This is a genomic window from Nocardiopsis sp. CA-288880 (genome assembly GCF_050955985.1).
Lineage (GTDB): Bacteria > Actinomycetota > Actinomycetes > Streptosporangiales > Streptosporangiaceae > Nocardiopsis > Nocardiopsis tropica.
Genome location: NZ_CP192105.1, coordinates 6,635,131 through 6,652,967, shown reverse-complemented (window position 1 = coordinate 6,652,967; position 17,837 = coordinate 6,635,131). Strand labels below are relative to the sequence as shown.

The 17,837-nt window shown below is 72.6% G+C and carries 16 protein-coding genes; 10 read left to right on the top strand and 6 right to left on the bottom strand.

Translation table 11 applies throughout. The features are described from left to right. Nucleotides 1-4: 4 nt before the first annotated feature. The 7 genes from ehuC to ACQPYD_RS28560 all read left to right on the top strand — a co-directional run bounded on the left by ehuC (nt 5) and on the right by ACQPYD_RS28560 (nt 7,165). Nucleotides 5-733, top strand: a complete 729-nt coding sequence (gene ehuC / locus ACQPYD_RS28590; RefSeq protein ID WP_433698509.1) for an ectoine/hydroxyectoine ABC transporter permease subunit EhuC — start codon at nt 5-7, stop codon at nt 731-733. Beyond that, the gene (gene ehuD / locus ACQPYD_RS28585) at nt 730-1,368 is read left to right on the top strand and encodes an ectoine/hydroxyectoine ABC transporter permease subunit EhuD (protein WP_433698507.1); all 639 of its coding nucleotides are present in this window, start codon (nt 730-732) and stop codon (nt 1,366-1,368) included. Before ehuC ends, ehuD begins: the two co-directional genes overlap by 4 nt. Further along, a complete protein-coding gene (gene ehuA, locus ACQPYD_RS28580) occupies nt 1,355-2,197 on the top strand; it encodes an ectoine/hydroxyectoine ABC transporter ATP-binding protein EhuA (protein ID WP_433698506.1) in 843 nt (280 codons plus the stop codon). Before ehuD ends, ehuA begins: the two co-directional genes overlap by 14 nt. Nucleotides 2,198-2,407: 210 nt before the next feature. Beyond that, complete coding sequence (locus ACQPYD_RS28575) at nt 2,408-3,340, top strand: lysostaphin resistance A-like protein (protein WP_433698505.1); 933 nt, start codon at nt 2,408-2,410, stop codon at nt 3,338-3,340. A gap of 263 nt (nt 3,341-3,603) precedes the next feature. Further along, the gene (locus tag ACQPYD_RS28570) at nt 3,604-5,643 is read left to right on the top strand and encodes an RNA degradosome polyphosphate kinase (protein ID WP_433702161.1); all 2,040 of its coding nucleotides are present in this window, start codon (nt 3,604-3,606) and stop codon (nt 5,641-5,643) included. Nucleotides 5,644-5,717: 74 nt separating this feature from the next. After that, nucleotides 5,718-6,665: an NUDIX domain-containing protein gene (locus ACQPYD_RS28565; protein ID WP_433698504.1), complete on the top strand. Its 948-nt coding sequence runs from the start codon at nt 5,718-5,720 to the stop codon at nt 6,663-6,665. 56 nt (nt 6,666-6,721) lie between these two features. Further along, complete coding sequence (locus ACQPYD_RS28560; protein WP_433698503.1) at nt 6,722-7,165, top strand: SRPBCC family protein; 444 nt, start codon at nt 6,722-6,724, stop codon at nt 7,163-7,165. Nucleotides 7,166-7,275: 110 nt separating this feature from the next. On the opposite strand, the gene ACQPYD_RS28555 is transcribed toward ACQPYD_RS28560, so the two are convergent. Beyond that, nucleotides 7,276-7,845, bottom strand: a complete 570-nt coding sequence (locus tag ACQPYD_RS28555; RefSeq protein ID WP_433698502.1) for a hypothetical protein — start codon at nt 7,843-7,845, stop codon at nt 7,276-7,278. 269 nt (nt 7,846-8,114) lie between these two features. On the opposite strand from ACQPYD_RS28555, the gene ACQPYD_RS28550 reads away from it, so the two are divergent. Continuing rightward, nucleotides 8,115-8,810 carry a M50 family metallopeptidase gene (locus ACQPYD_RS28550; protein ID WP_433698501.1) on the top strand — a complete coding sequence of 232 codons (696 nt, stop codon included), beginning with the start codon at nt 8,115-8,117 and terminating at the stop codon, nt 8,808-8,810. 150 nt (nt 8,811-8,960) lie between these two features. Here the strand turns inward: ACQPYD_RS28550 and ACQPYD_RS28545 are convergent, their stop codons facing one another. The 3 genes from ACQPYD_RS28545 to ACQPYD_RS28535 all read right to left on the bottom strand — a co-directional run bounded on the left by ACQPYD_RS28545 (nt 8,961) and on the right by ACQPYD_RS28535 (nt 13,469). Next, nucleotides 8,961-9,314: an STAS domain-containing protein gene (locus ACQPYD_RS28545; protein WP_433698500.1), complete on the bottom strand. Its 354-nt coding sequence runs from the start codon at nt 9,312-9,314 to the stop codon at nt 8,961-8,963. Nucleotides 9,315-9,911: 597 nt separating this feature from the next. Beyond that, nucleotides 9,912-12,221 carry a hypothetical protein gene (locus ACQPYD_RS28540; RefSeq protein WP_433698499.1) on the bottom strand — a complete coding sequence of 770 codons (2,310 nt, stop codon included), beginning with the start codon at nt 12,219-12,221 and terminating at the stop codon, nt 9,912-9,914. Between the two features lie 153 nt (nt 12,222-12,374). Then, on the bottom strand, nt 12,375-13,469 hold the full coding sequence (locus ACQPYD_RS28535) for a CaiB/BaiF CoA transferase family protein (protein ID WP_433698498.1): 1,095 nt from the start codon (nt 13,467-13,469) through the stop codon (nt 12,375-12,377). Between the two features lie 338 nt (nt 13,470-13,807). Between ACQPYD_RS28535 and ACQPYD_RS28530 the strand changes: the two genes are divergently transcribed. Then, on the top strand, nt 13,808-14,959 hold the full coding sequence (locus ACQPYD_RS28530) for a ubiquitin-like domain-containing protein (protein ID WP_433698496.1): 1,152 nt from the start codon (nt 13,808-13,810) through the stop codon (nt 14,957-14,959). A 56-nt stretch (nt 14,960-15,015) separates the two neighbouring features. Next, nucleotides 15,016-15,900 (top strand): 16S rRNA (adenine(1518)-N(6)/adenine(1519)-N(6))-dimethyltransferase RsmA, encoded by an 885-nt coding sequence (gene rsmA / locus ACQPYD_RS28525; RefSeq protein WP_433698495.1) that lies wholly within the window; start codon nt 15,016-15,018, stop codon nt 15,898-15,900. 117 nt (nt 15,901-16,017) lie between these two features. Here rsmA and ACQPYD_RS28520 read toward each other — a convergent pair whose 3' ends face one another. Both ACQPYD_RS28520 and ACQPYD_RS28515 read right to left on the bottom strand, forming a co-directional pair. Continuing rightward, a complete protein-coding gene (locus tag ACQPYD_RS28520; RefSeq protein WP_433698494.1) occupies nt 16,018-16,245 on the bottom strand; it encodes a hypothetical protein in 228 nt (75 codons plus the stop codon). Continuing rightward, nucleotides 16,232-17,722 carry a PspC domain-containing protein gene (locus ACQPYD_RS28515; protein ID WP_433698493.1) on the bottom strand — a complete coding sequence of 497 codons (1,491 nt, stop codon included), beginning with the start codon at nt 17,720-17,722 and terminating at the stop codon, nt 16,232-16,234. The genes ACQPYD_RS28520 and ACQPYD_RS28515 overlap by 14 nt, the downstream gene beginning before the upstream one ends. Between the last annotated feature and the right edge of the window lie 115 nt (nt 17,723-17,837).

Genomic DNA, 17,837 nt, shown 5'->3' with positions numbered 1-17,837 from the left:
CGACGTGGACTTCCTGATCGAGCAGCTCCCCCGATATCTCGACGGCGCTCTGATCACCGTCCAGCTGACCGTTGGCGGCAGTGTGCTGGCCTTCGTGCTGGCCATGGTCTTCGGGATCCTGGGCAGCATGAAGCACTGGCTTCCCCGGGCCGTGGCCACGGTCTACGTGGAGGTCTTCCGCGGGATCGCCGCACTGGTCCTGATGTTCTGGATGGCGTACGCCCTGCCGCTGGTGTCCGGCTACAAGCTGGACGACACCTTCGCGGCGATCGTCGCCCTGGGCATCAACCTCGGGGCCTACGGCGCCGAGGTGGTGCGCGCGGCCGTCAACGCCGTGCCCAAGGCCCAGGTGGAGGCGTGCGTCGCGCTGAACATGTCGTGGTTCCAGCGGACCCGCCTGGTGGTGCTCCCCCAGGCGTGGGCGCAGATGCTGCCCACGTTCGGCAACCTGGTCATCGAGCTCATGAAGGCCACCGCGGTGGCCTACCTCATCGGTGTGGCCGACCTGACGGCCGTGGCGCAGCAGATCCGCTCCGCCACGGGTGAGACGGTCCTGGCCTTCACCGGAGCCCTCATCCTCTACTACCTGATCGCGCAGGTGCTGATCTTCGGCATGCGACTGCTCGAACGCCGCGCCAACCGCAAGCTGGGACGGATCCCGCCCGGAGGCACCGGGCTGCTGGCGCTTCTGCGGCCCCCGTCCGTGGGCACGAAGGTGGGTGTCGCCAAGTGATCTGGGACTTCGAATTCACCCTGGAGGTCATGCCGGACCTCCTGCGCGGCCTGTGGGTCACCGTCCAGGCCACCGTGTTCGGCTACCTGATCGCGCTGGCCCTGGGCCTCGTGATCGCCATGGTCCGCCGGATCCCGGTGCTCGGGACGATCGTCCACGTGGTGATGGAGTTCATCCGCACCACGCCGCTGCTGGTGCAGCTGGTCTTCGTCTTCGCCCTCGTGCCCGCGGGCTTCTCGCCCCTGATGGTCGGCATCGTCGTCCTGGGCGTGCACTACGCGGCCTACACCGCAGAGGTGTACCGCTCGGGCATCGAGGGCGTGGCCGTGGGCCAGTGGGAGGCGGCGCGCGCGCTGAGCCTCCCGGCCCGGCGCACGTGGGGGGCGATCGTGCTGCCGCAGGCGATCCGCAAGGTCATCCCCGCGCTGGGCAACTACCTCATCGCGATGTTCAAGGACACCCCGCTGCTCTTCGCCATCACGGTCGTGGAGCTCCTGGCCACCGCCCAGCAGGTCGGCCAGGCGAGCTTCAAGATCGTGGAGGCGTTCACCCTCGTCGGGTTCCTGTTCCTCCTCGTGAGCATCCCGTCCGCGATCATCATCCGACGACTGGAGCGACGCTATGCCGCCGTCTGACACCCCTACGAACGCACGGCCCCAGGGTGGCGGGGCCGGGGCCGGGGGAGGCCCCCTGATCGTCTTCGACCAGGTGGTCAAGCGCTTCGGCGACCTCACCGTGCTCGACCGCCTGGACTTCTCGGTCGACCCCGGAGAGCGGGTCACCCTCATCGGGCCCAGCGGTTCGGGGAAGACCACCATCCTGCGCCTGCTGATGACCCTGGAGAAGGTCACCGAGGGCGTCATCCGGGTGGGCGGCGAACCGTTCAGCCACATGCCCCGCGGCGGTTCGGGAGGGCTGGTCCCGGCCGGCGAGAGCTACCTGCGGGAACGCCGCAAGCGCATCGGCATGGTCTTCCAGCAGTTCAACCTGTTCCCGAACATGACCGTGCGGCAGAACGTCATCGAGGCCCCGGTCCACGTCCTCGGGATCCCCAAGGAGGAGGCGAACGCCAAGGCCGAGCAGCTGCTGGACCTGGTGGGCCTGGCGGACAAGATCGACGCCCACCCGACCCAGCTGTCAGGCGGCCAGCAGCAGCGCGTGGCGATCGCCCGCGCGCTCGCGATGAGCCCGGAGATCCTCCTCCTGGACGAGGTCACGTCGGCGCTGGACCCGGAGCTGGTGGCCGGTGTCCTGGACGTCCTGCGCGAGGTCGCCGAGAGCACGGACATCACCATGCTCTGCGTGACCCACGAGATGGGTTTCGCCCGTGACGTGTCGCACCGCGTGCTCATGTTCGACCAGGGGCAGATCGCGGAGGAGGGGACGCCGGACCAGATCTTCGGCGACCCGCAGGAGGAGCGGACCAAGTCGTTCCTCAGGTCGGTCCTGGACAACGGGGTCTGACACCTGCCGCCGCCCGGCCCGCTCCCCGGCGCGGCGGGACGGCGTGCCACGGGGCGGGCCCGGGTCGGAGCACGACCCGGGCCCGCCCCGTTCCGCCGTCCGGAGCGCCCCGATCCGAGACGAGTGGCGACATACCGTGGTCATTGGACAGCTTTTAGTTATCTCTTGGGCAGAATGAGAGTCCTGATACAGGGGGGGACTCTTGTGACCATGGTGCGAAGATGGGGGCTCGCCTGGTGTTCGGCCCTCGCCGTCCTGCTCGTCGCGGTGCCGATGGCCGTCCACCCCGACCTGCGCTCCGACGTCCTGGGCGACTTCGCCGTCCTCTTCCTCGTCTCCTGGGGGCCGATGCTCGTCGGCGGCCTCCTGGCCTGGGCCCTGGTCCGGTCGCTCGGGGCGCGCGACGCGCTGGACCGCAGGATCGCCGCGGCGATGGTGGGCCACCCCCTGGGCCGGGAGCTCGCATGGCTGACGGTCTGCCTGGGCGCCTTCGTCCTCAGCATGGTCGTGCTGTCGCTGTTCTTCGGCATGTACGAGGCGACGATCGGCGCCGACCTGGCGATGTCGGCCTCCCTGGTGTCCCGGCTGCTGTTCCTCTTCACCCTGCCCCTGCTGGTCATGGACCGCTCGGGCGTCACTATCGACGGGAAGGGCACCGCCATGCCCTCCCTCGCGCTGAAGGTGACCGAGGGCTGGCGCTGGTCGGGCCTGGCCCCGGTCGGCCTGGCCCTGGGCCTGATCGCCTACCTGCTCGTCCCGTACACCGGGCTCCCGCCCGTGTCCTTCCCCCTGGCCGGCTTCGTGCTCGCGTTCGCCGTCGTCGCGGTCTGCGAGGAGATCTTCTTCCGGGGCATGGTGCAGACCCGCCTGGAGATCCTGATGGGCCGGTGGGGCGGCATCCTGGCGACCTCGGTGGTCTTCGCGCTCACCTACGCGGTCATCCAGCCCTACGACGCCGTGTCCCAGCTGACCGGCGTCGACTTCGTGTACGACACCGGGCTGTCCCTGCTCACCTACGCCACCGCCGGCGCGTTCTACGGCTACCTGTGGGCCTGCTTCCGGAACACGTGGCTCAACGTGCTCATGCGGATCGGGATGTTCGTCGTCATCATGCCGCCGGACCTCCAGATCGGGATCACCTAGGGCCCCGCGGACACGTTCGCCCGCCCGTGGGACCGGCCCCTTCCCGTCCCCGGGCCGAGGAAAACCGGCAATCCGTCCGCGAAATACCCCGGCATCCGCCCGTGTGTGGGTACACAAGCTCCATAGCGGTCGCGTGGAGGTCATTTCCCCCTCATGGGATTGTCACCGTGCGGTCATGAAAGAGGGGGAGTCTGCCCACTGTGAGCACGGAATCAGCGCCAACACCAGCGGGTCCCACGACCGAGCTGCCCCCCGACAGGTTCATGGACCGGGAGGAGGGGTGGCTGCGGTTCAACCAGCGTGTCCTGGAACTCGCCGAGGACGAGGACATCCCGCTCCTGGAGCGCGCCCGGTTCCTGGCCATCTTCTCCAGCAACCTCGACGAGTTCTTCATGGTCCGGGTCGCCGGACTCAAACGGCGCCTGGCCACCGGGCTCGCCGTCGCCTCCTCCAGCGGACACCGGCCGCGCGCCCTCCTCGAGCGCATCTCGCTGTTCACGCACGAGCTGATGCTCCGCCAGGCCGCGTGCTTCGAGGACAGCGTCGCCCCCGCCCTGCGGGACGCCGGGATCCGCATCGTGCGCTGGGGAGAGCTGGACGACGACGAGCGCGAGTACCTGCACGGCTACTTCCTGCGCTCCGTCTACCCCCTGGTGACCCCCTTCGCGGTCGACTCCGCGCACCCCTTCCCCTACATCTCCGGCCGCTCGCTCAACCTCGCGGTCACCGTCCGCGACCCGCTCGACGAGCGGCGCATGTTCGCCCGGGTCAAGGTGCCCAGCTCCCTGCCGCGCTTCATCGAGCCGGGCCCCCGCCCGGGCGGCAGGTTCGTCCCGGTCGAGGACGTCATCGCCGCCCACCTGCCCCAGCTCTTCGAGGGCATGCAGATCCTGGAGCACCACGCCTTCCGGGTGACCCGCAACGCCGACCTGGAGGTGGACGAGGACGAGACCGACGACCTCGTCACGTCGCTGGAGAACGAACTCCTGCGCCGCCGCTTCGGCCCCCTCGTGCGCCTGGAGGTGGAGGAGACCATCTCCGACGAGGTCCTGTCGATCCTCACCGAGGAGCTCGGCGCCGAGGAGGAGGAGATCTACCGCGTGCCCGGGCCGCTCAACCTCGCCGGGCTGGCCCAGATCGCCGACGCGGACCGGCCGGAACTGCGCTTCCAGCCCATGGTCCCGGTCGAACCGCGGGCCCTGACCATGGGGGACCTCTTCTCGACCATCCGCGGGCGGGAGGTGCTCGTCCACCACCCCTACGAGTCGTTCGCCACCACCACCGAGCGGTTCCTGGCCATGGCCGCCGCCGACCCCGCGGTCGTGGCGATCAAGCAGACCCTCTACCGCACCAGCGGCGACTCACCCATCGTCGAGGCCCTCATCGAGGCGGCCAACGCGGGCAAGGAGGTCGTGGTCCTGGTCGAGATCAAGGCCCGCTTCGACGAGCAGAACAACATCCAGTGGGCGCGCAAGCTCGAACTCGCGGGGTGCCACGTCGTCTACGGCGTCGTCGGACTCAAGACCCACTGCAAGCTGTCCATGGTCATACGCAAGGACGACGACGGGCTGCTGCGCCGCTACTGCCACGTCGGCACCGGCAACTACAACCCCAGCACCGCCCGCATCTACGAGGACTTCGGCCTGTTCAGCTCCGAGCCGGAGGTGGGGGAGGACGTCAGCGACCTGTTCAACAGCCTGACGGGGTTCTCCCGCAAGAAGCACTACCGCCGACTGCTCGTCGCCCCGGCCGCACTGCGCGAGGGCCTGCTCCAGCAGATCTCCCAGGAGATCGAGAACAGCCTCAAGGGCGACCCCGCCCGGATCCGGATCAAGGTCAACTCCCTGGTCGACGAGGAGATCATCGACGCCCTCTACCGGGCCTCGCAGGCCGGGGTGGGCGTCGACCTGTGGGTGCGCGGGAGCTGCGTCCTGCGCGCGGGCGTCCCCGGCCTCTCCGAGAACATCAGGGTCCGCAGCATCCTGGGCCGCTTCCTCGAACACTCGCGCATCTTCGTGTTCGCCAACGGCTGGCGGCCGCAGGTGTGGATCGGGAGCGCCGACCTGATGCCGCGCAACCTGGACCGCAGGGTGGAGGCGCTCGTCCGGATCTCCGACCCCGAGCAGTGCCGCCGCCTGGTCGGGCTCATGGACCTGGCCATGGCCGGGACCACCTCGTCCTGGCGCCTCGAACCCGACGGCACGTGGACCCGGCACACGCACGGCGAGGACGGGCTGCCCCTCGTCGACCTCCAGGACAGCCTGCGCGGCGACCGCCACCTGCGCGTGGTGGAGGGCGGATGAGCGGGGGAGCGGAGGCCGGCGCGGACGCCGGGGCCCCGGACGGGAGAACCGGGGGGCCGGAACGGGAGGCACGCGTGACCAGCGCCTTCCCGCCGCGCGACACGGCGGTCGGCGGCTACCTCGAACCCATCCGCGCCGGCGGCGCCGTGCTGTGGCGCACGGGCGCCGGCGGCGCGACCGAGGTGGTCCTCATCCGCCGCCCGGAGCGGGGCGACTGGACCCTGCCCAAGGGCAAGCTCAAGAACGGCGAGCACCCCCTCACCGGCGCGGTCCGCGAGGTCGAGGAGGAGACGGGGCTGACCCCGCTGATGGGGCGCAGGCTCCCGCCGCAGCACTACCTCAAGGACGGGTGGCCCAAACAGGTGGAGTGGTGGGCCGCCACCCCGGACCGTCCCGGCGGGGAGATCGACTACAAGCCCAACGAGGAGGTCGAACTGGTCGAGTGGGTCCCCGTGGCGGAGGCACGGGACAGGCTCACCTACGACCACGACGTCCAGGTCCTCGACAACTTCCGGGCCGGACCCGCCGTCACCGTCCCCGTGATCCTGCTGCGGCACCTGTCCGCGGGGGACAAGCGCGCGTGGTCCGGCAGCGACCTGCTGCGCCCCCTCGACGGGGCCGGGCGGTCCGACGCCCTGGTCCTGCCCCGGGTGCTCGGCGCCTACGGGAGCCCCCGGGTGGTCTCCTCGGCCGCCGCGCGGTGCACGGAGTCGGTGCTGCCGTACACCGTGGAGCACGACGTGCCGATGCGGACCGAGCGCGCCTTCACCGTGCGGGAGGGGTCGGAGTACGACGTGGAGGGGGCCCGCGAGGAGTTCGGGCGCATCATCGCCGAAGGGCGGCCGACGGTCGTCTGCACGCACGGGGAGCTGATCCCGAAGCTGATGGCGGCGGCGCTCACACGGCTGGGGGCGCCGGTCACCCAGCAGCTGGGGTTGCGCAAGGGCTCGTTCTGGGTGGTGCACGTCGAACCCTCCGGGGGCACGCTGGCGGGGGTGGAGCGCCACGCCCTCCGCGGCTGAGCCGGGTTCGCCGGGCCCGCGGGGGGCGCGGCGGACGACGGTGACATGATGCGGTCATGGCCAAACACAAGGTTGCGCGGAGCGTCGTGGTGGACGCCCCCGCCAAGCGGATCTTCGACATCGTCGCGTCACCGGCGCTGCACTCCGAGTTCGACGGCTCGGGCACCGTGCGCGGCACCCACTTCGGCCCCGAGCGGCTGGAGCGGGGCAGCGAGTTCGGCATGGACATGCGCATGTTCGGTGTCGGCTACCGGATCACCAACCGGGTGGTGGAGTACGAGGAGGACCGGCTCATCGCCTGGCGGCACGGGGGACCCCACCGCTGGCGCTACGAGCTCCGGGAACTGCCGGAGGGCGGCACCCGGGTCACCGAGACCTTCGACTACTCGCGGGGGCTCCCGGCGTTCTACGTCCTGATGGGGATGCCGGCGAAGAACGGGCGCAGCATCGAGAGGACCCTGGAGCGCCTCAAGGCCGCGGCGGAGCGGGACGGGGCCTGAGCCCTCCCCCCGTCCCGGTGCGGGCCCGCGTGTGAACAGCCCCGCCCACGGCCGTGGGCGGGGCTGTTCACACGCGGGCCGGTGCCACGCGGGCCTCCGGGGCCCGCCGGCTAGAAGTAGCCGGGGTGCTCGGCCTCGACGAGCTCGGCCTCGGGGGCCTCCGCGGTGGCGGCGTCCGCGCCCTGGGTGCTCTCGGCCCCGGTCTCCTCACCGGCCTCCTCGGCCTCGGCGGTCTCCTCGGCCTCCGCGCCCTTGGTGGCCTCTTCGGCCCCGGGGGCCTCCGCGGTGGCGGCGTCCGCGCCTCCGACGGCCTCGCCCTCGGTGGTCTCGGTCTCGGCCTCCCCGCCCCCGGCCGCCTCCGCGTGCTCGGCCTCCTCGGCCCCGGCGGGTCCGCCGGGGTGGGAGTGCCCGGCCCCGGTCTCCTCGGAGGGGCGCCCGTGACCGGCGTTCTCTCCGTGTCCGGCGTTCCCTCCGTGGTGGTCCTGCCCGTGTCCGGTGTTCCCTCCGTGGTGGTCCTGCCCGTGGCCGTCGTAGCCCCCGAGGCCGGACTGCTGGGCGGCGGGACGCTCGGAGCCGCGGGGCCCCTCGGCCCCGGCCCACGCGGAGGCGGGGGAGGCGGCCAGGCCGACGGCCGCACCGGCGGCCAGGGTGATGAGAGCGAGTCCGGCGATACGTTTCACGACATGATCCTTGCTGTGCGTATCCGAATAACTACTGTCAGTCGTGACTGTAGGACGGTCGTCCCCTTTTGGCCAGTTCATCGGTGCGGTGCACCCGTTTTCGTGCCGCCCCGACCGTTATCCACAGGCCCCCCGCAGCACTCGGCCATATGCCCTAAAGTTCGGCAAGGGCCCGTGTTCTCCGCGTCTCCCGGCAGCCGTGGCGCGAACCGGTCGGGCCCGTCGACGGTACGCCGAAGCAGGAGTCGGGGGCAGTGGTGGGAACAACCTTGGGTGACGTCTGGCAGGAAGTCCTGTCCGTACAACCGGAGCCGGAGTCGTGGATCGTCGTCTCCGCGGCCGTCCTGGCCCTGGCCGCCGTCCTGCTCGGCCCACCGTGGAGGGTCGGGCGCAACGTCGTCACCATCGCCCACGAGGGCGGGCACGCGCTCGTCGCGCTGCTCAGCGGCCGACAGCTCACGGGTATCCGACTCCACTCGGACACCTCCGGTGTGACCGTCTCCCGCGGCAGGCCGACCGGCATCGGCATGATCCTGACCGTCTTCGCGGGCTACGTCTCCTCGTCGGTCATCGGGCTCCTGGGCATCCTCATGCTCATGTCCGACCGCATCACGGCGCTGCTGTGGCTGAGCATCGTCGTGCTGGCCGCGATGCTGCTGATGATCCGCAACGTCTACGGAGTGGTGTCGGTCGTCGCCACCGGCGCGGTGGTGTTCGGCGTCAGCTGGTTCACCCCGCCCGAGGTCCAGGCCGCCTTCGCCTACCTGTTCATCTGGTTCCTGCTCTTCGCCGGCGTGCGACCGGTCTTCGAGCTCCAGTCCCAGCGCAGGCGCAACCCCTCCCCCCACTCCGACGCCGACCAGCTCGCGCGGCTCACCGGCGTGCCCGGCACCCTCTGGGTGGTGGTGTTCGCCCTGGTGAACCTCGCGGTGACCGCGCTCGGCGTGTGGCTGCTGCTCTTCTGAGGCGACCGGTCGGCACGTCCCGCGGGGGACGGCCGGTTCCGGGCACACGAAAGGGCGCGGCCCGGTGGTCGCGCCCTGTGCGGGGTCCGGCGGGGCCCGTCCGGCCCTCGCCGACCGGGGAGCGGGTCGGGGCTCCCCGTCGGTGGACGGTCAGTTGGCGCGCGGTGCGGCGAGCGCCTCGGAGACCGTGGTGAAAACGGGGATGCGCGTGTCGAGCGACGTCACCCGCAGCGTCTGCATCACCCGGTGGATGGGCGAGGCGATGGCGAGGAGCGCCTGCTGCTCCTTGGCCGCCTTGTGCGCCCGGATGAGGACGCGCAGACCGCTGGAGTCGATGAACCGCAGGTCGGAGCAGTCCAGTACGACCCGCCCGAACGGCTGCGTGGTCAGGGCCTGGGTCACCGCCTCCTGGAAGCGGTGCTCGGTGGCCATGTCGATCTCCCCGTCCAGCGCCAGAACGCGCCCGGCGTCGTGCAGGGTGGAGGAGATGTGCAGGTCGGGCATTGCGACTCCGGCGTATTCGGGACGTACCCGATGGGTCGGCGAGGCGGGCCGTACGCCGTTCCATGAGCGCGCGTCGACCGGTGCGTTCGCCGCGTTACCGCGGTGGCCAAGCTGATGGTTCATCAAGTTCCTTGCGTGGTGCCCCGGGCTGGGTCCGGGAACGAAACGCCTTCTCACCTGGGTGTCCTGGGGATTCCGCGTGAAGCACGGATGCCCGTCGAACGTGCGAACCCGGGTCGAAAGTTCCTGGACGCGTCCTGTCCCGCCGACGACGGCGGAGGACGCGTGGTGCGTCGTCGGACGCGTCGCCTGTCGCTTCGGGCCACTCCCAGCCCTCTGCAACTGTGAACCCGCCCGTGGGAGCGGGCATTCCCCTCGCGGTCGAGGAGTGGCCTTCCGGGGCGGTGGAATCGCGGCCGTCCCCGTGTGCCGGGCGGTCGGTCACCGGGATCCCCAGGGGCCCCTGCAGGTGCCATGTTCCTCTAACGGACCCGCCCAGCCTCGGACTTTACCATAGGACCGTGGCCGATTCGTGACGTGAGCGACGCAAGGTCGTGCTCGTGCTGTTTGCTCTTCCTGTGCCTCATGAGGCACAGATCACAAGCAGTGGGCGTTCTCGGTCGGTTGGCGGCCGGGTGTCTGGTCCAGGTCCTCCTGCTGGACCGCCCACACGCACGCGGAAAGCGTCAGGGGAACCGCCACGGTGAGGGCGATCGCGGGGATCGCCACCCCCGAGTCGTTGGCCGCGAACCCCGCGAGGGCCGTCACCAGCGAGCCGGTGAGGCCGGCCCGGAGTGTCGGCGCGTACTCGTAGGCGCGCTGGAGCGCCCCGATCCGCCACTTGGTCGGCCGGTTGAGCACCACGAACAGGAACACCAGGGCGCAGGCCGCGAGCAGGGTGAGCTGCCAGTTGCCGAGGGTCCCCAGCATCGCGCCGAGCTTGCGCGCCAGCACGGTCCCGGCCTCGCCGTTCACCACCTGGGCCGCGAACGCCCCCAGGTGGCTGCGCTCCTCCGGCGGGCGCAGGTAGTCCAGCCACGAGAGCAGCGAGATCGCCGCGACCGCCACCGCCCCCACGGCCACCAGCCGCAGGGGGGTGACCCTCACCCCGGCGATCATCATCGTCGTCACCGCGAGTCCCGGGACCAGGGCGATCACCCCGCCGAAGTCGGTGCCCAGCCCGGGCCAGCCGACGATGAGCACGGACGCGGTGCCGACCGCCAGGGTCGTCGCCACGGCCGCGCGCCGCCGGCCCCGGGCGATCAGCCCGTGGGCGATCCCGGCGACCGCCATGAGCATGCCGGTCGCGAACGTCGCGAAGGCGATGTTGCCTATCCCGTAGAACCGCCCGCCCACGATCGGCGAGTAGCCCGTCGGCGAGTTCATCTGCAGGTTCGCCCCGAAGCACAGGTCGAGGAAGAGCACCGCCGTGGTCGCGCCCGCGACGACCGTCATCGGCCCCAGGATGCTCCGGCGCCACGGTCCGGCCACGGCCAGCGCCACCACCAGTGCGTCGGCGGTCACCACGCAGGCGAGCAGCGCCACCAGCGGGCTCCCGGAGGCCCACCACGGGATGAGGTTGGCCAGGTAGCTGGCGACGGGGAAGGCGGCGCCCGCGAGCGCCACGATCCGCGTCACCGACAGGACCAGGGCGCGCTTGCCGCGCTGGCGGCCCGAGTACCGGTGCAGGGCGTAGGCCGCCGCCGCGTAGATGAGGAGCTGGAAGGCGACCAGGCCGCTGAAGAAGCCGGGGATCGCCGCGCCCACGACCACCGCCGCCGTGTTGAAGTCCACCAGGCGCACGAGGGCCTGCTCGACCGACGGCGGACGCTCGGCCAGGTGCCAGACCCGACCGCTGGTGGGCTCCGTCGCCTTGAGCCCCAGCGCGGTGAGGACGGTCGGCGTGGTGTCGGTGAGGGCCACGAGCCCCGGGCGCCGGGTCGACTCCGACGCCAGGTACGACTCGCTCCCGGAGAACCCGTCCTCGGTGATCTCCCCGGACAGGGCCACGGTGAGCTGGGAGGGACCGGTGTCCATGGACACGCCGACGACCATGAGGGACGAGCCGACCGGCAGGATCCGCTCCAGGGCCCTCAGCCGTCCGTCCAGGTCGGCCAGCGCCTCCTCACGCGCCCATTCCGGCACGTCCTCCGGGTCGGGTTCGGGGGGCTCCTCCTCGCCGTCCGTCTCCCGCTCCCGCGGGGGGTCGGGGTACAGCCGGGTGAGCTCGGGCAGTTCCACGGCGGCCAGGGACACGCCCTCCAGGCGTTCCGTGGTCAGGTCGAGCGGCCCGTCGGCGTAGTGGTCGACGCGGCCGGAGGTGTCGGCGACGCCGAGGGCGGCGCCGGGGCCCGCCGCCAGGGTGGTTCCGCCGGAGTCCCGCACCGTCTCCCCGAGCAGGCCGACGGGGGCGGAGAAGGCCGAGCGCTCGTTCAGCCGCACGTAGGAGTCGAACCCGGGGACCACCGCGCCCGAACCGTCGCCCTCGGGTTCGGGCGCCGCCTCGCACACGGTGAAGCGCTCGCGCTCGGACAGGGCGCGCTGCCCTGCCGACACCGACAGCCAGCCGTCCGTCGGGCAGGTGCGGGAGGTGGCGCTGCGGATCGACACGTTGCCGATGGCGCCGTCCTCGGCCATCCCCCACAGCGTCGGTGTGTGCTCCGGGGTCACGTCCTGCCACAGCAGTCCCGGTACGCCCACGAGGACCACCGGACCGCCGCGCCGGTCCGTCAGGTCGGGGCCGCCCCCGGCCCGGGGAGCCTCCGCGGAGGCGGCCGCCGCGGGTGTCCGGGGCTCCGCGGCCGCCGTCGGCGCGGCGGCGCACAGCAGGACCGCCCCGGACAGGACGAGCGGGCCCAGGCGCGCCCCCCAGCGCGCCGCCGTCCGTGTGACGAGCCGTCGTGGCATGGCGAACCCCCCCAGTCGCGCTCAGCCGGACTGGCCACGATAGTGACCATCCGCGCCCGGTAGGGGGACCCGCGCCCGCCGGGCGCGTGGCCCGCGGGGCCCGTCGGCCCGGACCGTCCCGAGGGGCGGCCCGGCACGGGACCGCCGCACCGGTCAGTCGGTGATGCCCCACTCCCGGAGGGTCGTGCCGGTGTCGGGCTGCTCGCGTCCGCGGGTGACACCGCCGGGCGTCCGGTCGAAGCGCGGCGCCGGACCGGCCACCACCCGGGACCCGTGGCGGACCAGGGACCCGCGGGCCCGCACGTGCGGATGGTCGGGGGCCTCCTCCAGGGACAGGACCGGCATCACGCACGCGTCGACGCCGTCGAACACCGCCGCCCACTCGTCGCGGCTCCTGGTGCGCAGGACCTCCGCGAAGCGCTCGCGCAACCGGGGCCAGCCGTCCCGGTCCCACTGGCCGGGGAGGTCCTCGCCGGTCAGGCCCAGACCTGCCAGGAACGCGGAGTAGAACTGGGGCTCGATGCAGCCCACCGACACGTGCCCGCCGTCCGAGCACTCGTACACGTCGTACCAGGGGGCGCCCGTGTCCAGGTAGTTCGTGCCGCGCTCGTCGCTCCACGCACCGCGCGCCCGGTCCTCGTGGACCATCGACATGAGCAGGGAGCTGCCGTCCACCATGGCGGCGTCCACGACCTGGCCCCGGCCGGAGGACTGCCGTTCGACCAGGGCGGCCAGGATCCCGGTGACCGCGAACATGGTGCCCCCGGCGAAGTCGCCGAGGAGGTTGATCGGCGGCACGGGCGGGCCGCCCGCGCGTCCGACGGAGTGGAGGGCGCCGTTGACGGAGACGTAGTTCATGTCGTGTCCGGCGGTGCGGGCGAGCGGGCCGTCCTGGCCCCAGCCGGTGACCCGCGCGAACACCAGGCGGGGGTTGAGCGCGAGGCACGCGTCGGGGCCGAGCCCGAGGCGTTCCATGACCCCGGGACGGAAGCCCTCCAGGAGGACGTCGGCGCGGGCGACCAGGTCGCGGGCGAGGGCGCGCCCCCCGTCGGTCTTGAGGTCGGCGCCCAGGACGGTGCGCCCCTCGCTCATGTGGGGGCCGTCGGCCCCTGCGTTCACGGCGTCGGCTGCCGGGGGGCGGTCCAGGCGGATGACACTGGCACCCAGGTCGGCGAGGAGCATCCCGGCCATCGGCGCGGGGCCGATCCCGGTGAACTCGACGACACGGATTCCGGTGAGGGGTCCCATGGGTGCGGTCCTCCAGCTGAGAGAGCGGGCTAGAACGTGGTTCGGTTCATTGTGCAGGCTCCGTGGGGAGGGCGCCACAGCGGCACCGCACAAGACCGTTGAAGGAGAAAAGGAAGAAGGGTAACTAAAACCGGCAGAAGGAAAATCATTTCGGCTGATTAAAAACGCGAACCACAATGGGTGTTAATGTGTCCGTGCTCGTGGGAGAGAGTCGCGAAGCCGCGTGGAGATCCCGCGGCCCGCCGTCGCCATCAGCGGAGACGGCTCCAGGGGCAGCCCTACCCGGGCGAAACCGGAGAAACCCGAACCACCCCTTTTTCGAGAAGGATGCAGCCGCCATGCCCGCTACCCCGAAGAAGCGCACGCGCCGTGCCAAAGGCCGACGGCGAGCACGGGGCGGACTCCCGCGCCCGTTCATGGCCGTCGCGGTCGCGGGAGCCCTCGCCGTCGCCGCCGTGGGGACCGCCTTCGCCATGGACCGCGGCGTGGTCCTCGACGCCAACGGCGACGAGCGGACCGTGCACACCTTCGGCGGCACGGTCCAGGACGTCCTCGACTCCGCGGGCGTCACACCGGGGGAGGGCGACCTCGTCGCCCCGCCCCCCGACACCCCGATCGCCTCCGGCGACCACGTGGTCCTGCGCTCCCCGCGCGAACTGGTCCTCGAACTCGACGGCCACCGGCGCGACCACAGCGTCCACGCGCTCTCCCTCGACGAGGCGCTCCGCGAGATCGGCCTGGACCCCGAGGGGGTCGAACTGTCCGAGGACCGGGACACCCCCGTCCCCGAGGGCGGCCTCACCGTCACCGCCGAACGGGCGCCGCGCATGGTCGTCATGTACGACACAGTGCGCACCGAGACGAGGACCACCGGGGCGACGGTCGCCGACGTCCTCCTCTCCGCCGGGGTGGCACCCGGCGAGCACGACATCGTCTCGCCCGCCCCGGATCAACCGGCCGAGCCCGACATGGTCGTCGAGATCACCCCCGTCGTGGGCGAACCCGTCACGGAGGAGAAGGCCATCAGGGCCGAGACCGTCGAGCGGGACAACCCCGACCTGCCCGAGGGGGAGCGCAAGGTCGTCACCGAACCCGTGGACGGGCTCCGCAGGGTCACCACCGCCACCGTCCTGCTCGACGGCGAGGAGGTCCCGCACGAGCTCCGGAACGAGGTCGTCACCGAACCCGTCGAGGGGCTCGTCGAGATCGGCACCGCGCCCCCCGCGGGCGGGGGAGCGGCCGCCGACCTCAACTGGGGAGCCCTCGCCCGGTGCGAATCGGGCGGCAACGCCGGGTCCGTCAACTCCGCGGGCGGCTACTACGGCCTCTACCAGTTCAGCGCCGCCACCTGGCAGTCGGTGGGCGGGACCGGGCTGCCCTCCGACGCCAGCGCGGCGGAGCAGACCCGGCGTGCCCAGCGGCTCTACGACGCCGTCGGCGGCGACTGGCAGAGCCAGTGGCCCCACTGCGGAGCCCACCTCTTCGAGTAGGGGGAAGGGCCCCGCCCGGGCCGACCGCCGGGGCAGCGGGCGGGAGCTGGCAAGATGTGGGGGTGACACAGACACCCGCACCCGACGACCGCTCCCGCCTGCTGACGCCCGCCGACGTGCGGGCGCTCGCCGAGCGGTTCGGGATCAGGCCCACCAAGACCCTGGGCCAGAACTTCGTCATCGACCACGGCACCGTCCGCCGCATCGTCCGGGTCGCGGGCGTCACCGACGAGGACGTCGTCGCCGAGGTCGGACCGGGCCTGGGCTCGCTCACCCTGGCACTGCTCCCGCACGTGCGCCACGTGACCGCCATCGAGATCGATCCGGCGCTCGCCGCCGCCCTCCCCGGAACCGTCGCCGACCACGCGCCCGAGCTGGCCGCCCGGCTCACCGTCGTCCCCGGGGACGCCATGCGCATCCCCGAGGTGCCCGGCCCCGCCCCCACCGCCCTGGTGGCCAACCTGCCCTACAACGTGTCGGTGCCCGTCCTGCTGCACCTGCTCGAACTCCTGCCCAGCCTCCGGCGGGTCCTGGTCATGGTGCAGGCCGAGGTGGCCGACAGGATCACCGCGACCCCCGGCGGACGCATCTACGGGGTCCCCTCCGCCAAGGTCGCCTGGTACGCCCGGGCACGGCGCGCCGGCTCGGTCGGGCGCAACGTGTTCTGGCCCGCCCCCAACGTCGACTCCGGGCTCGTCGAACTCGTCCGCCGTCCCCGGCCCGACACGAAGGCCACCCGCAAGGAGGTCTTCGCCGTGATCGACGCGGCCTTCGCCCAGCGCCGCAAGACCCTGAGGGCCGCCCTGGCCGGTTGGGCCGGGTCCGCCCCCGCCGCCGAGACCGCGCTCCGGGCCGCGGGCGTGGACCCGGGCGCCCGCGGGGAGTCCCTCGACGTGGCCGGGTTCGCGGCCATCGCCGAGCAGCGCCCCGCCGCCGGATAGCCCCGGGGCCGCGGCCGGACGCGTCCCGGGTGCGCGCACGCCGAAGGGCGCCGCCCCCGTCGGCCGGCGCCCTTCGGCACGCGCTCCCCGCCCCCCGCGGGGCCGGTCTCCCGAGCGTCAGTCCTCAGCCCCGCCCGTGCCGTCCGCCACGGCCCCCTCCTTCCGCGACCGCCGCGTGAGCACGCGGGCCACCCCGGCCACCCCCAGGCCGACGGCCAGGACCGGCAGCACCCAGACCACGTCGAACTCCCAGTCGCCGGTGCCGCGCACGGCGAACGCGACCGCGAGGGCGAGGAACAGCAGCCCCGCCACGAACGAGCCCCAGTCGGTCCTACGCTTCGCCATGCCGTACCTCCACTACCCCGACCCGAGAATCGGTGCGCACGTTGATCAACGGGGGTTCGGCCCCGTCGCCGTCCGCCGAACCTTCCGCCGCGCCTCCGGGCGCGGAGACCGGGACGGGTTCGTACACCTCCTCGCGGACGAGGGAGTGCCCGACCAGCTCACCACCGTCCCCCGTGCCTCCGAGGTCCACCATCCCGAGTCCGACGTCCGCCGTGAACGCGACGCGGACGTCCTCCGGAAGGAGGACCTCCAGGTGGCCGGCGCCCACGCTCAGCGACACGTCGGCGGTCTCGCCGGGCCCCAGGTCCCCGATGCCCGTCAGGTCCAGGGTCCCCGAGCCCACGGTGAGCAGGTGGTCGCCCTCCTCGGCCTCGGCGACCGTGGCCGGACGCCAGGTCTCCCCGCCGATCCGCACCCGGGTGAGGTCGGTCACCGACGCCAGCGCGAGCGCCAGGGCGGCCACCAGCCCCATGGACACCAGGCCGCGGGGGTCGCCCGCCCAGGCGCCGACCAGCGAGCAGAGGCCGATCACCGCCAGGACCCCGGCGAGGAAGAACACGCCCGTCTCCGGGCCGAACAGCAGCGTCGCCGTCTGCGCGCTCCACAGCGAGGACGACCAGCCGAACACGGCCAACGGGACCAGGACGGCCCCGGCGACGACCGTCCACAGGGCGAACGACGCCAGCGGCGCACCCCTGCGGCACGTCCCGCCGGCCTCCCGCTCCGGGACGACGGCGGAGGAGCCGCCGCCCCCGCGCCATCCGCCGGGCCCCTCCTCCGCGTCGTCGTCCTCCCCCGCCGCTCCCGACCCGTCGGCGTGCGCGGAACGCTCCGCCACCACCGCCAGGTCCACCGGGCCCTGCGGGGCGGACGCCCACGGCTGGGCCGGGTTGTAGTAGGTCGGAGACGGTCCCGACACCGGGGCCGCGGGCGGCGGCTCCTTCGACGCCAGGTCCTGCCGCAGCTCCGCGAACGCCGCCCGCAGGTCCACCCCGCGGTTGCGCGCCGTCAGCAGCCCCAGCACCAGCGGTACCGCCAGCACCAGGGTCGACCACCCCAGACCCCCGACCAGGCTGAACGCCGTCGCCACCGCCAACCCGACGGCGAGCAGCTTCGGCACCGCACGCGAGGGGAAGCTCCGGTTCAGCATCTGCTCGAACGTCGCCGGCCCTCCCTCCGGCCCGCGCATCAGCATCCACGCGCCGGTGTAGAGCAGCAGGCCGGCGCCCCCGGCGAAAGCGGTCAGCACGAACCCCGTCCGCCACACCACGGGATCGACCCCCGTGTACCGGCCCAGGCCCGCGCACACACCGGCGAGGACCCGGTCCTCGTCCCCCTTGCGGATCTCCCGCCCCGAAGCCTCCGGGCGCGCCTCGGCGGCGGCCCGGGGCGGGCCCTCCGCGGCTCCCGGGGAACCGGGCGCCGGGAACGCGCCGCCCCCCGGACCGCCGGGGGTCGGATCGTCAGCCATGGTCACTCACCGCACTTTCCTCACCCACCCATGGTCACCCGAAACCACGCGCCACGGCATCCGGGACGACCCTGAACACACCCTGACCGGGGCCAGGGCAGGACCAGGGACGCGCCCCGGA

Coding starts and splice junctions, on each gene's coding strand:
- ehuA (WP_433698506.1), top strand. CDS start 1,355: ATGCCGCCGTCTGACACCCCTACGAACGCACGGCCCCAGGGTGGCGGG.
- ACQPYD_RS28575 (WP_433698505.1), top strand. CDS start 2,408: ATGGTGCGAAGATGGGGGCTCGCCTGGTGTTCGGCCCTCGCCGTCCTG.
- ACQPYD_RS28570 (WP_433702161.1), top strand. CDS start 3,604: ATGGACCGGGAGGAGGGGTGGCTGCGGTTCAACCAGCGTGTCCTGGAA.
- ACQPYD_RS28560 (WP_433698503.1), top strand. CDS start 6,722: ATGGCCAAACACAAGGTTGCGCGGAGCGTCGTGGTGGACGCCCCCGCC.
- ACQPYD_RS28545 (WP_433698500.1), bottom strand. CDS start 9,314: ATGCCCGACCTGCACATCTCCTCCACCCTGCACGACGCCGGGCGCGTT.
- ACQPYD_RS28540 (WP_433698499.1), bottom strand. CDS start 12,221: ATGCCACGACGGCTCGTCACACGGACGGCGGCGCGCTGGGGGGCGCGC.
- ACQPYD_RS28535 (WP_433698498.1), bottom strand. CDS start 13,469: ATGGGACCCCTCACCGGAATCCGTGTCGTCGAGTTCACCGGGATCGGC.
- ACQPYD_RS28530 (WP_433698496.1), top strand. CDS start 13,808: ATGCCCGCTACCCCGAAGAAGCGCACGCGCCGTGCCAAAGGCCGACGG.
- ACQPYD_RS28520 (WP_433698494.1), bottom strand. CDS start 16,245: ATGGCGAAGCGTAGGACCGACTGGGGCTCGTTCGTGGCGGGGCTGCTG.